Origin of the sequence: Streptomyces sp. NPDC049887 (genome assembly GCF_040656535.1) — a bacterium.
Classification (GTDB): domain Bacteria; phylum Actinomycetota; class Actinomycetes; order Streptomycetales; family Streptomycetaceae; genus Streptomyces.
Map to the genome: position 1 here is coordinate 211,596 of NZ_JBFAMM010000009.1, position 12,508 is coordinate 224,103.

10 protein-coding genes and 2 tRNA genes are annotated in these 12,508 nt (G+C 71.3%); 3 read left to right on the top strand and 9 right to left on the bottom strand.

The window, feature by feature from the left end; all coding sequences use genetic code 11:
• Positions 1 to 84: 84 nt before the first annotated feature.
• The gene (locus AB0J10_RS14315) at positions 85 to 984 is read right to left on the bottom strand and encodes a rhomboid family intramembrane serine protease (RefSeq protein WP_363061306.1); all 900 of its coding nucleotides are present in this window, start codon (positions 982 to 984) and stop codon (positions 85 to 87) included.
• Between the two features lie 132 nt (positions 985 to 1,116).
• Complete coding sequence (locus AB0J10_RS14320; RefSeq protein ID WP_363061309.1) at positions 1,117 to 1,650, bottom strand: peptidylprolyl isomerase; 534 nt, start codon at positions 1,648 to 1,650, stop codon at positions 1,117 to 1,119.
• A gap of 207 nt (positions 1,651 to 1,857) precedes the next feature.
• On the opposite strand from AB0J10_RS14320, the gene AB0J10_RS14325 reads away from it, so the two are divergent.
• Positions 1,858 to 2,550, top strand: a complete 693-nt coding sequence (locus tag AB0J10_RS14325; RefSeq protein WP_363061311.1) for a DUF5324 family protein — start codon at positions 1,858 to 1,860, stop codon at positions 2,548 to 2,550.
• Between the two features lie 381 nt (positions 2,551 to 2,931).
• Here AB0J10_RS14325 and AB0J10_RS14330 read toward each other — a convergent pair whose 3' ends face one another.
• Together AB0J10_RS14330 and AB0J10_RS14335 are read right to left on the bottom strand one after the other, a co-directional pair.
• Positions 2,932 to 3,393, bottom strand: a complete 462-nt coding sequence (locus AB0J10_RS14330) for a DUF6344 domain-containing protein (protein ID WP_363061313.1) — start codon at positions 3,391 to 3,393, stop codon at positions 2,932 to 2,934.
• A gap of 502 nt (positions 3,394 to 3,895) precedes the next feature.
• Positions 3,896 to 3,968 (bottom strand) — tRNA-Ala (locus AB0J10_RS14335).
• A gap of 141 nt (positions 3,969 to 4,109) precedes the next feature.
• Here AB0J10_RS14335 and AB0J10_RS14340 point away from each other — a divergent pair.
• Together AB0J10_RS14340 and AB0J10_RS14345 are read left to right on the top strand one after the other, a co-directional pair.
• The gene (locus tag AB0J10_RS14340) at positions 4,110 to 4,658 is read left to right on the top strand and encodes a DNA-binding protein (RefSeq protein WP_363061315.1); all 549 of its coding nucleotides are present in this window, start codon (positions 4,110 to 4,112) and stop codon (positions 4,656 to 4,658) included.
• Positions 4,659 to 4,739: 81 nt separating this feature from the next.
• Positions 4,740 to 6,311, top strand: coding sequence for a protein kinase (locus AB0J10_RS14345; protein WP_363061317.1), 1,572 nt, complete (start codon positions 4,740 to 4,742; stop codon positions 6,309 to 6,311).
• A 113-nt stretch (positions 6,312 to 6,424) separates the two neighbouring features.
• On the opposite strand, the gene AB0J10_RS14350 is transcribed toward AB0J10_RS14345, so the two are convergent.
• From AB0J10_RS14350 to gyrA, 5 genes are all read right to left on the bottom strand, one after another.
• Positions 6,425 to 7,927 (bottom strand): hypothetical protein, encoded by a 1,503-nt coding sequence (locus AB0J10_RS14350; protein ID WP_363061319.1) that lies wholly within the window; start codon positions 7,925 to 7,927, stop codon positions 6,425 to 6,427.
• 358 nt (positions 7,928 to 8,285) lie between these two features.
• On the bottom strand, positions 8,286 to 8,420 hold the full coding sequence (locus AB0J10_RS14355) for a DLW-39 family protein (RefSeq protein ID WP_003958712.1): 135 nt from the start codon (positions 8,418 to 8,420) through the stop codon (positions 8,286 to 8,288).
• Between the two features lie 554 nt (positions 8,421 to 8,974).
• Positions 8,975 to 9,051, bottom strand: a tRNA-Ile gene (locus tag AB0J10_RS14360).
• A gap of 83 nt (positions 9,052 to 9,134) precedes the next feature.
• Positions 9,135 to 9,710 (bottom strand): DUF3566 domain-containing protein, encoded by a 576-nt coding sequence (locus AB0J10_RS14365; RefSeq protein ID WP_363061394.1) that lies wholly within the window; start codon positions 9,708 to 9,710, stop codon positions 9,135 to 9,137.
• Between the two features lie 126 nt (positions 9,711 to 9,836).
• Complete coding sequence (gene gyrA / locus AB0J10_RS14370; protein ID WP_363061322.1) at positions 9,837 to 12,500, bottom strand: DNA gyrase subunit A; 2,664 nt, start codon at positions 12,498 to 12,500, stop codon at positions 9,837 to 9,839.
• Between the last annotated feature and the right edge of the window lie 8 nt (positions 12,501 to 12,508).

Genomic DNA, 12,508 nt, shown 5'->3' on the forward strand with positions numbered 1-12,508 from the left:
GTCAGGGACAGGGGGCACAGTTGTTCCCCACAAGGCGCACAAGATCCGCCACACGCTGTGGACAACTTTGGGGAAAGCTCCCGCTCAGGCGAGCAGCGACTGGGTCCTCAGCACGATGGACAGGACCGAGGCGACCAGGACGAGGGCGCAGACGCCGACCTGTACGAGGACCCGCCGCTCACGAGGGGCGTGCACCATGCCGAACGCGATCACCGTGCCGCCGACCAGACCACCGACGTGGGCCTCCCAGGAGATTCCCGGCATGGTGAAGGTGATCAGCAGATTCAGCGCCAGGAGCGCGATCACCGGACGCAGGTCGTAGTCGAGCCGACGCAGCAGCACGGCCGTGGCGCCCAGCAGGCCCCAGATCGCCCCGGAGGCGCCGAGCGCACCCTGGTTCGGCTCCGCCAGCAGATAGACCAGCGCGCTTCCCGCCAGTCCGGAGAGCAGGTACAGCGCGAGATACCGCGCCCGGCCGAGCGCCGCCTCCAGCGGTCCGCCCAGCCACCAGAGCCCCAGCATGTTGAAGGCGATGTGCCAGATCTCCTGGTGCAGGAACATCGAGGTCACCAGTCGGTACCACTCGCCGTCGGCGACTCCCACGACCTCCTGGATCCGCGGGTTGAACGCCAGCCCGATGAGATCGAGCCGGTCCGCGATGGTCTGGTCGGCGAACACCGCGAGGAACACCGCGGCGTTGACACCAAGAAGGATCTTGGTGACGAGCCGGGGGTCACCCGAGGTGAGTTCGGCACCAGCGATCGTGCGGGGACGGCTCGCGGACGGGGCGTGTCCGGTGCCCGAACCCGTACGCACGCACTCCGGGCACTGGAAGCCGACCGACGCGCTGACCATGCAGTCGGGGCAGATCGGCCGCTCGCATCGGGTGCAGCTGATACCGGTCTCCCGGCCCGGGTGCCGGTAGCAGCTGGGCAGTCCGTGCGCGGCCCGGGGCCGGTCCGGGCTTCCTGGCACCTGATCCATGAGGTCCCCTCGTCTTCCGCGCGGGCTCCCGCGCAATGCTTCGCCCCGCTCGTCTTACGGACGAGCGGGGCGTAAAGGTTCCCGTACGGAACCCGGCTTCCGCGGACGATTCCCGCCGCGGCCCCCTGGGGGTCAGCCCTGGCGGGTCTCGATCACGACGGACTCGATCACCACGTCGTTCATCGGTCGGTCGGTGCGCGGGTTGGTCGGAGACCCCGCGATGGCGTCCACGACCTTCCGGCTGGCCTCGTCCGTGACCTCGCCGAAGATGGTGTGCTTGCGGGTCAGCCAGGCGGTGGGGGCCACGGTGATGAAGAACTGCGAGCCGTTGGTGCCCGGGCCGGCATTGGCCATGGCCAGCAGGTACGGCCGGTCGAAGGCCAGGTCGGGGTGGAACTCGTCGGCGAACTCGTAGCCCGGGCCTCCGGTGCCGTTGCCCAGCGGGTCACCGCCCTGGATCATGAAGCCACTGATCACCCGGTGGAAGACCGTGCCGTCGTACAGCCTGTCCGTCGACTTCTTCCCGGTCGCCGGATTGGTCCACTCACGCTCACCGGTGGCGAGCTCGACGAAGTTCTTCACCGTCTTCGGTGTGTGGTTCGGCAGGAGCCGGATGTCGATGTCGCCGTGGTTGGTCTTCAGGGTGGCGTGGAGCTGCTCGGCCACGATCTGCCTTCCGTAAGTCTTCTCTGACGTCCTCAGATCCTCCCACGGGAGAGTCGTGGACGCGGAAAATGACCCGGATGCCCGTCCCGCATGCCGTGCCGTCCCCCAACGGGCATGATTTCGAAAAGGGTGGAAAGGCGGATGGTGCCTTTGCTGGGTCGACAAACGCCCCAGACGCCCGCGAACGCCACCGAGGAGGAGGATCCCGTGACCCGCATGGACAGCGTGCGCGCCGCGACGGACACGGCCAAGGAGAGCGTGCTGCACGCCGCGGAAGCGGTGGCGCCGTACGCCGGCACGGCCAAGGACCAGGCCGCGGTCTACGCCCACCAGGCTCGTGTCGCCCTCGAGCCCAAGGTGAAGAAGGCCGCTCGCCAGGCGCGTCACCAGGCCCGCGTCCAGTACGAGTCCCATGTCGCACCGCACGTTCCGCCACAGGTGGACGACGCGGCTCACCGGGCCGCCGTCATGACCCGGAATGCCGCACGCCAAGCGGCGGACTACACGACCCCGCGCCTCGAGCACGCCGTCGCGGTGGCCCAGCCCGTGGGGCAGGAGGCCGTCACCCGGTCCGCCGCCGCCCTTGCCGCGCTGCGCGGTTCGGTCACGGCCGAGGACATCAAGAAGCTCGCGAGGAAGAACGAGCGGCGTGCGAAGTGCGGTCGCGCCGCGAAGGGCGCGCTGGTGGTCGGCGCCGTCGCCGCGGGACTGTTCGTGGTGTGGAAGTGGTGGGACAAGCAGGCGAATCCGGACTGGCTGGTGGAGCCTCCCGCCGCGACCGAGGTCCCGGACCGTTCACCGTCGTCGGTCGAGGGCGGCGATCAGTCGGTGCTGGACCCGGAGGTTCAGGCCAAGCAGGCGGAGAACGAGGCCGACTCGGACCGTGAGGACCGCCGCTGACGTTCCGGAGCGTCCGTCACCGGCGTTCTCCCGGCAGCACGGTCACCGGCCGGTCCTGCGGACCGCTGGGGGTGGCCCTGCCTGAACGCTGGTGCACGGCTTCGGCGGACCGTCGGGGGTTCGGCTCCGAGGACCGTCGCCCGTCCTGGGCGGAGGACTCGCGCCGGGGGTTGCGGGAGGATGCGCACCGGCCGGCCTCGCAGGGCCGTGGGCCCACACCCTTCGACCTCACCGTTCCCGACGACGTCGTCCTGCCTCCACCGATCGGTCCGGGCGGCAGGGGTTCCGGCCGCCTCGCACCGTCCCGGCCACACACGACATCGCTGACGACGCGTGGTGCAGGACGGTCGGGTCCGGGCGGGCGGAGCGCCTCGCGGCGCCTCATGCCGCTGCCGGAACGCGCGCCTCGTCCTCGAAGTGCGAGGACTCCCGCCGCGCCTCGGCCGCCTCGTCGAGGGTGGGCACCTTCCGGACGGCGGGCGAGGCACCGTGGGCCTCGGCACGGATCCGCTGCTTGATGGTCGGCGGCAGAGCGCGGTCGCGAGGGGTCCTCTGCCGCACCACCTGGTACCAGAAGCCGTGTACGGCCATGGTCCCGTGCGTCCCGGCTGCGGCCGGGGGCACCGGGCGCGCACCGGCGGAACGCTCGTGCGCCCCCGCTCTGCTGCCCGCGCTCCGCGCGCCGGGGACGGTGGGCTTGCGCTCCGCCGGGCCCTCCGGCTGACGGGGGCCGGCCGACTGCTCGGCGGCCTTGGCGGAGGGGGTGAGACCGAGGGAGGTGAGCAGGGTGACGATCAGGGAGACGAAGGCGGTCCACAAAGAGGTGACCTTGACGGCGGCCATGGCTCCTCGCTTTCGGATTGGGCGTTTTACATACGTTCCTCATGATGTGGACGCACCTCGAAAATCGTGGGACCTCGGCGTCGGGTCGGCGGATCTTCCGATGAACACCACCCGTGCGGCCTACCGGCCATGAGCCGCCGTCAGGACGGAACCGAGCACCCCACCCCCTGCCCGCCTGCGGAAACAGCCCGTGCCCGGCGCGCGGGCGATGCCTAACGCGGCGCCACGCATCCCGCAACCCGGAACGGATACCGGCCGCTGCTCCGGACGGGAATCGGAACGGGCACCCGGCGGGGAGGCCGCCGCCCGGCGGGCGGGGCCCTGGGCACGGGGCCGCGCGCCGCGGCGGACCCGTGCAGGGCTGGACGAGCGGCCCGGGGGTGCACGCCCGTCGGGGCCACGGGGGGACGCACCGGCCGCCCCGGCTCCGTCGCCCCGGCCCTCAATCATGGAAAAAGCCCTCTGATCTGCGCTTCCGCAGGTCAGAGGGCATTTCACCGGGTGGAGCCTAGGGGAGTCGAACCCCTGACATCTGCCATGCAAAGACAGCGCTCTACCAACTGAGCTAAGGCCCCGGAACGGAGACCAGAGTACCGGGTAACCCCCGGGATCTTCCAAAAGGATTAGGGCTCCCGGTATTCGACCACTCTCCGTAGGATGCTCGTCGGGTTCGCACCAGCGAAGCCACGCCAGGGGAAGCGATGGGGAGACGCAATATGGATGCAGCACAGCAGGACGCGACCGCCAGAGCGAGAGAGCTCCAGCGCAGCTGGTACGGGGAGCCGCTGGGGGCGCTCTTCCGACGGCTCATCGATGATCTGGGCCTGAACCAGGCCCGTCTTGCCGCGGTGCTCGGACTCTCGGCCCCGATGCTCTCCCAACTGATGAGCGGCCAGCGCGCCAAGATCGGCAACCCGGCGGTCGTCCAGCGTGTCCAGGCCCTGCAGGAGCTGGCCGGTCAGGTCGCCGACGGCAGCGTCAGCGCGGCCGAGGCCACGGACCGCATGGACGAGATCAAGAAGTCCCAGGGGGGTTCCGTGCTCACCGGCACGGGGCAGTCCACGACGAGCTCGGGAGCTCCGACCGTGCGCCGGGTCGTGCGGGAGATCCAGTCGCTGCTCCGTTCGGTGTCGGCGGCGGGCGACATCATCGACGCGGCGGACTCGCTCGCCCACACCCATCCGGAACTGGCAGAGTTCCTCCGGGTGTACGGCGCCGGGCGCACCGCCGAGGCGGTCGCCCACTACGAGTCGCACCAGAGCTGATCGAGGCCGGACGAGGGCGGGCGGGAAGCACGCCGGACGAAGCAGGACGCCGGAACAGGGAACCGGGAGCGGGCGCAGCGCATGGGTGAGGTCTTCGCTGGTCGGTACGAGCTGATCGACCCGATCGGACGCGGTGGGGTCGGCGCCGTGTGGCGCGCCTGGGACCATCGGCGGCGGCGCTACGTCGCCGCCAAGGTCCTGCAGCAGAGCGACGCCCACTCGCTGCTGCGCTTCGTCCGCGAGCAGGCCCTCCGCATCGATCACCCGCACGTCCTCGCCCCGGCCAGCTGGGCCGCGGACGACGACAAGGTGCTGTTCACCATGGACCTGGTGAGCGGCGGGTCGCTGGCGCACGTCATCGGCGACTACGGCCCGCTGCCGGCACGGTTCGTCTGCACCCTGCTCGACCAGCTGCTGTCGGGGCTCGCCGCGGTGCACGCGGAGGGGGTCGTGCACCGCGACATCAAGCCCGCGAACATCCTGCTGGAGGCCACCGGCACCGGGCGGCCGCATCTGCGGTTGTCGGACTTCGGCATCTCGATGCGGAAGGGCGAACCTCGGCTGACCGAGACGAACTACGTCCTGGGGACGCCCGGTTACTTCGCGCCCGAGCAGATGCTGGGCGCGGAGCCGGACTTCCCCGCCGACCTGTTCGCCGTGGGGCTGGTGGCCCTGTATCTGCTCCAGGGCCAGAAGCCCGACTCCCGGGCCCTGGTCGAGCACTTCGCCGCGCACGGCACCCCGGGCGCCCCGCAGGGGATTCCGGAGCCCTTGTGGCAGGTGCTCGCCGGCCTGCTCCAGCCCGATCCACACGCCCGCTTCCGTACGGCGACCGGCGCTCGGAAGGCCCTCACCTCGGCCGTCGAGCTGCTGCCGGAACCCGCCGTCGACGACGAGCCGGTGGAGGTCTTCGACCAACTGGGGCCGCTGCCCTCGGGCTTCGGCCCCGACGGCCCGGCGGGACGCGGACCGGCCGGGACGCGGACCGAAGCCGCGCCGGGCGGAGAACCGACGGGCGGGGAACCGGCGGGCGGGGAACCGACGGGCGGCCGCACCGGCCGCACCGGCCGCACGGACAGCGCTGGGCAGGCGCAGGAAGCCGCACAGGGCGACCACGCGGACTCCTGGTCGCCCCCACCCCGGCCTCAGCCGGATCCAGAGCCGCAGCCCGCGCCCGAGCAGACCGGACAGGCGCTCCGGGGCGGGCTCGGCACCCCGGGCGCCCCGCAGGGGGCTCCCCCGCCGACGCCGTCGGATACCGGCTCCTTCCATCTGCCCCCGCCGCCCCCGCGGCCGGCGCCGTCCCCCGCCGGGGATCTGCCGTCCGCCCCCGCGTCGCACGGCGCCCCCGCACCGGTGTCCACCCATGCCGGCTTCCCGCAGTGGCATCAACCACCGGCACAGGACTTCGCCCAGGCGCCGACCTCTGCGGTTCCGCACGAACAGCCCCTCACCCGCCCGTACACCGGCCACGGGCCCCAGGTCCCGGGTCAGGCGCATCCGGTGCCCTACGCGCCGCCCCATGCCTCCTCGGCCGTGCCTCTGCCCACGGCACGCAAACGACCGGGACCGCCCCCGAGGGTGGCGGTCCCCGTGCTGCTCGTCGCGCTGATCTGTTTCGCGGTCGGGATCTGGGCCCTCGCCCAGGCGTGAGCATCGGCGCGGGCACGAGGCGCACGGTCGCCGCGTGCGGCGGGCGCGGTCGCCGCGTGCGGCGGGCGCGGTCGCCGCGTGCGGCGGGCGGGGTCACCGGACGGCGGGCGGGGTCACCGGGCGGGAGGCGGGCCGTAGTCCGTCCGTGCCGTACCGTCGGCCTGTCCCGTACCCCCCGGACGACCGGATCCGGCGGCGGGCCCGTACCCGTGTCCGTACGGACCGTGCCCCGTGGTCTGCGCCCCACCGGGGCCGACCGGGGGACCGGGGGTGGGGAGCGGGGTGCCCGCCGGCACGCGCGGTGTGCCGAGCCCCTGCCCGGCACCGGCGGACGGCCCGTCCCCCGGTGGTGCGGCGGCCCGCCGCCGCGCCAGCAGCGTCCACGCGCCCAGGCCCAGGACCAGCACCGTCCCCGTGCCCACTCCGGCCACACCGACCAGCCGCATCGTGTCGCTCTTCTCGGCCTTCTCGCCCTCGGAGACGCCGAGGTCGCCGACCGGCTCCGCGTACGGCGGCGCGGCCTTGGCCTCGCCCTCGACGTTGACCCGCAGCGTCACGCCGAACTGCTTCTTGCCGAACTTCTGCTCCAGCTGGGGATTCAGGCTGACGGCGAGGTAGTAGTCGCCCTTGAGCCGCATGCCTTCCACCTTGTCGTCGCTGCCGAACCGGTTCTCGTAGGCGACCTCCGGCAGCGGGTCCAGTACGGCCTGCTTCTGCCGGCCGTCGTACGACCTCGTCCCGGCGTCCTCGACCAGAGCGCGTACGGGGTTGTACAGCCGCATGGTCAGGGCCTCGCTGACGAAGGTGGGGCCCTTGGTGTTCGTGCTTCCCAGGGAGGCGGTACCGAAGATCCGCTGCCCCCAGTCGAGCTCGACCCGGTAGAAGTAGGTGCGCCCCGCCTCCAAGCGGCCGCTCCACTCGCCCTCGGCGATCTCTGCCGCGTCGTTGAACCCCGTTCCGCCGGCGGCCTCCCTCGTCCCGCCCCCGGGCAGTCCCGGTGAGGCGGAAGGCCAATGGGTGGGGGCCTCGGTGGGTCCCTGCTCCTTCAGCCCGGGCTCGGTGACATGCCGGATCTCCAACTCCCAGTCCTCTGGGGCGGAGGCGCCGGCGGACGTGGGGTCCGCGTCTCCGGTCCTCTCCACGACCACGTTGTAGGCGCCGCCCTCCTGGCAGGTCGAAGGGCCGTTCCCGATCGTGCGGTGCGCGGTGGCGGCGAGCGGTCGGGCGAACCTCCCCGGCCCCACCTTGTCGTCGGCGCTGCTGCAGTCGGCACCCTGGCCGTTCTGGAGGCTGACCTCGATGCCGGAGTTGTATGCGAGCCCGGTCCCCGGGCCGGGGACGGCCACGACCGAGACGTACGCGTTCCGCTCGGCGTCCAGATCGACGCGGAAGTTGAGCTTCCCGCCCGGCCCGATCGAGGAGCGGTAGGTCGTACCGGTGTTCAGCTCCTCGGCGTCGGTGCTGCTCTCCGCGCCCTCGATCCGCTGTGCGCCCGCGCCGAAGACGTACGGGTCCGGCCGGTCGGCCGCCCCAGCCGGGGCAGTGGCCACTGCCGTCGCCGCGCACACCGCCGCCGTCACGACCGGCGCCACCCTGCCCCTGCTGCGCTGCCTCATCTCCGCGCTTCCCCTTGTCGTCTCCGCCGTCGCCCCGGGGACGCCGGCTGCCCGTACGGCCCGTAACGGCGCTCACGCATCCTGGCCGCGATCACCGGGCGGGACCGTCTGCCGCCGGGGCGGTCGTGGTGCCGGTCCATCCTGCCCCGCCGTCCGGGCCGCTGTCTTCGCGCGGTCGCGAATCGCCACCCCTGCCGCACGCGACCCGCGGAGGCCCCCGGGCAAGCAGACTTCACTCATGCAAGCAATCTATTTGCTCAAGCGAATTCAGGAGAGCTCGAAGCCACAGCGGCACGGACAGCACGGAGCCCCGGCCGCTCGGCGGCCGGGGCTCCGTCACTCTCAGACTGTATGCGTCTCACACACCCGAACCTGCGGGCACGGAGTCGGTCGCCTCCGTCCACAGATCCTGCTCGGCGCGATCCGCCTGGATCTGGCGGTACACGAGGAGCCCGCCGATGGCGGCCAGTGCGACCAGGAGAAGCTTCTTCACCGCGCGACCTCGTCTTTCCTTGACGTAGGGGACTTCTGGCGCCCGACTATACACACCGATCGATACCGATCGGTGACCTGCGTACGCCCCGGCCGGAGCCCCCCGAGTGGCCAACTCCCCCCACCGACACCAGGGATGGCCCGCCCGGGGGCACCGCCGATCCCGCCGCGGTACGTCACAGGGCGTGAACCGGACGCCCCGCCCCTCTCCCCCGTCCCGCCCTGCGCACCGCCCCCGGGCGTCTCCGGCGCCGTGACCGCCGCCGGGCGGACGACGGCGCCGGAGACGCCCCCCTCCGGCCCGTGCCCGTCCCGGCAGGCCCACCGCCAGGGCGGAAACCGGGGAGCGCCTCCCCGAGGACACGGGCATGTGCCGTCGCGGTCCGCGAAGGGTCCGGCCAGGTCCGGTGACGGTCGGCCCCGGCGAAGCGCAGCGCTCCCGGCTCCGCGCATGGGCGATCACGACCTGCCGACCGATCCGGCCGGTCCACTCGTCGCCGATTCGGCCATGAACGCCGAAGACCCCCGACCGTGATCGACCGGGGGTCTTCGTGCTGGTGGGGCTAACAGGATTTGAACCTGTGGCCTCATCCTTATCAGGGATGCGCTCTAACCAACTGAGCTATAGCCCCGCCGCGCTGCGCGCTGACCCCTGAAGGTTAGCGCACGTGGGGGGCAGTCCCAAAATCGGTTATCCACCCCCCGGGACCTCGGGCTATTCGTCCTCGGCCAGCGTGAGCTCGACTCCGCCCACGAACCCGGCGGAGAGGTTGTAGATGAAGGCGCCCAGCGTCGCCAGCGCCGTCGCCAGCACCACGTCGATGACCGCGATCACCGACGTGAAGAGGAGGACACGGGGGAGCGAGAGGAACGACTGGAGGTCGAAGCCGTTGCTCTCGTTCGAGCCCGTCGCCTCGCTGATCGTCCCACCGACCGTCGAGAAGACGCCCATGGCGTCCATGACCATCCACAGCACCGCCGCGGCGACGATCGTGCAGATGCCCAGGGCGATCGAGAGCAGGAAGCTGACCTTCATCACCGACCACGGGTCGGCCTTGGCCACCCGCAGACGGGCCTTGCGCGTACGGGGCTGTGTGGTCGCCCCGGTGCGCGGCCGGCGGACCGCCGCGCCCGCGCTCGTCTGCTGTCCAGGATGCTGCTGGCCGCCCTGCGTCCCCCCAGGAGGGGAGGGGTACGCCTGGGGCGGGTGGTACGGCTGGGTTCCCTGCTGCACCGCTTGCTCCCCACCATAGGTTTCGTGCGGGGGCTGCGGCCCCCGGGTGTCGGTCACGGTCGTCCCCCTGCCCTCGGCGGGGGCGCCCCCGGCCGGGGAGTTCGAGGCGGAGCCACTGGCGCCGTTCGTTCCGGAGGCGTCGCCGGCATCGGCCGATCCGGCGCCGGTGGCTCCACTCACGCTCTACTCCTCGTCGTGCTCTCCGGCCGAGGGCTCCGCGCCCTGGCCGTTCTCGGCGGCCTCAGCGGCCACGGCAGCCTCGGGGGTCCCGGCCTCGGCGCCCGCTTCGGCGTCCCCGACCCCGTCGACCTCCTCGGCCTCGCGACCTGCCTCCGCGTTGCGCGCGATGCCCACGACGGCATCGCGCTTGCCGAGGTTGATCAGTTGGACGCCCATGGTGTCACGGCCCGTCTCCCTGACTTCATTGACTCGCGTACGAATCACACCACCGGACAACGTGATGGCGAGGATCTCGTCGGTCTCCTCGACCACCAGCGCGCCGACCAGCGAACCGCGGTCCTCCACGATCTTGGCGGCCTTGATGCCGAGGCCACCGCGGCCCTGGACGCGGTACTCGTCGACGGCGGTCCGCTTGGCGTATCCGCCGTCCGTGGCAGTGAACACGAAAGTACCGGGCCGCACCACATTCATCGAGAGCAGTTCGTCGCCCTCGCGGAAACTCATGCCCTTCACACCCGACGTGGCACGGCCCATCGGGCGCAGCGCTTCGTCCGTCGCGGTGAACCGGATCGACTGGGCCTTCCTGCTGATCAGCAGCAGGTCGTCCTCGGCCGACACCAGCTCGGCCCCGATCAGCTCGTCATCGCCGCCGTCCTCCTTCTCGCGGAGGTTGATGGCGATGACACCGCCGGAGCGCGGGGAGTCGTAGTCCTTCAGCGGGGTCTTCTTCACCAGGCCCGCCTTGGTGGCGAGGACCAGGTAGGGCGCGGCCTCGTAGTCGCGGATCGCGAGGATCTCGGCGATCTGCTCGTCCGGCTGGAAGGCCAGCAGGTTGGCGACGTGCTGGCCGCGGGCGTCGCGGCCGGCGTCCGGCAGCTCGTACGCCTTGGCCCGGTAGACCCGTCCCTTGTTGGTGAAGAACAGCAGCCAGTGGTGCGTGGTGGAGACGAAGAAGTGGTCGACGATGTCGTCTTCCTTGAGCTTCGTGCCCCGCACGCCCTTGCCGCCGCGCTTCTGCGAGCGGTAGTCGTCGGTCTTCGTGCGCTTCACATAGCCGCCACGCGTGATCGTGACGACGATGTCCTCCTCGGCGATCAGGTCCTCGATGGACATGTCGCCGTCGAAGGGCACCAGCTTGGAGCGCCGGTCGTCGCCGAACTTCTCGACGAGGGCGGCCAGCTCCTCGCTGACGATGCCGCGCTGCTTCTCGGGGGAAGCGAGGATCTGGTTGTACTCGTTGATCTTCGCCTGGAGCTCGTCGTGCTCCTGCACGATCTTCTGGCGCTCCAGGGCGGCCAGCCGGCGCAGCTGCATCTCGAGGATCGCGTTGGCCTGGATCTCGTCGATCTCCAGCAGGCCCATCAGGCCGCCGCGTGCGACCTCGACCGTCTCGCTGCGCCGGATCAGCGCGATGACCTCGTCGATCGCGTCGAGTGCCTTGAGCAGACCGCGCAGGATGTGGGCGCGCTCCTCGGCCTTGCGCAGCCGGAACTTGGTCCGGCGGACGACGACCTCGATCTGGTGCGTCACCCAGTGGCGGATGAACGCGTCCAGCGACAGCGTGCGCGGCACCCCGTCGACCAGCGCCAGCATGTTGGCGCCGAAGTTCGTCTGCAGGTCGGTGTGCTTGTACAGGTTGTTGAGGACGACCTTGGCGACGGCGTCGCGCTTCAGCACGATGACGAGGCGCTGACCCGTGCGGGACGAGGTCTCGTCACGCACGTCGGCGATGCCGCCGATCTTGCCGTCCTTCACCAGGTCGGCGATCTTCTGCGCGAGGTTGTCCGGGTTGACCTGGTACGGAAGCTCCGTGACCACCAGGCACTGGCGGTTCTGGATCTCCTCGACCTCGACGACCGCGCGCATGGTGATGGAGCCGCGGCCGGTGCGGTACGCCTCCTCGATGCCCTTGCGCCCGACGACCAGCGCACCGGTCGGGAAGTCCGGGCCCTTGATCCGCTCGATCAGCGCGTCGAGGAGCTCCTCGTGGGTGGCCTCCGGGTGCTCCAGGGCCCACTGGGCTCCGGCCGCGACCTCGCGCAGATTGTGCGGCGGAATGTTGGTGGCCATACCGACGGCGATACCGGCGCTGCCGTTGACCAGGAGGTTCGGGAAACGCGACGGCAGGACCGTCGGCTCCTGGTTGCGGCCGTCGTAGTTGTCCTGGAAGTCGACGGTCTCCTCGTCGATGTCCCGGAGCATCTCCATGGACAGCGGCGCCATCTTGCACTCGGTGTAGCGCATGGCGGCCGCCGGGTCGTTGCCCGGGGAACCGAAGTTTCCGTTCGAGTCCACCAGCGGCATCCGCATCGACCACGGCTGCGCGAGACGGACCAGCGCGTCGTAGATCGAGGAGTCGCCGTGCGGGTGGTACGTACCCATGACGTCACCGACGACGCGGGCGCACTTGTAGAAGCCCTTCTCGGGCCGGTAGCCGCCGTCGTACATGGCGTACAGCACACGGCGGTGGACGGGCTTGAGGCCGTCCCGCACGTCGGGCAGCGCACGCGACACGATGACGGACATCGCGTAGTCGAGGTAGGAGCGCTGCATCTCCGTCTCGAGCCCGACGGGCTCGATCCGCAGCTGCTGGCCTTCCTCTTCGGTGCCGGTGGTGACGGGAGCGGGGGTGTCCCCGTTGGGGACGGGGGAGGTCTCGTCGGCCATTGCTGGTC

Coding starts and splice junctions, on each gene's coding strand:
- AB0J10_RS14350 (WP_363061319.1), bottom strand. CDS start 7,927: ATGAGGCAGCGCAGCAGGGGCAGGGTGGCGCCGGTCGTGACGGCGGCG.
- AB0J10_RS14340 (WP_363061315.1), top strand. CDS start 4,110: ATGGATGCAGCACAGCAGGACGCGACCGCCAGAGCGAGAGAGCTCCAG.
- AB0J10_RS14330 (WP_363061313.1), bottom strand. CDS start 3,393: ATGGCCGCCGTCAAGGTCACCTCTTTGTGGACCGCCTTCGTCTCCCTG.
- AB0J10_RS14345 (WP_363061317.1), top strand. CDS start 4,740: ATGGGTGAGGTCTTCGCTGGTCGGTACGAGCTGATCGACCCGATCGGA.
- gyrA (WP_363061322.1), bottom strand. CDS start 12,500: ATGGCCGACGAGACCTCCCCCGTCCCCAACGGGGACACCCCCGCTCCC.
- AB0J10_RS14315 (WP_363061306.1), bottom strand. CDS start 984: ATGGATCAGGTGCCAGGAAGCCCGGACCGGCCCCGGGCCGCGCACGGA.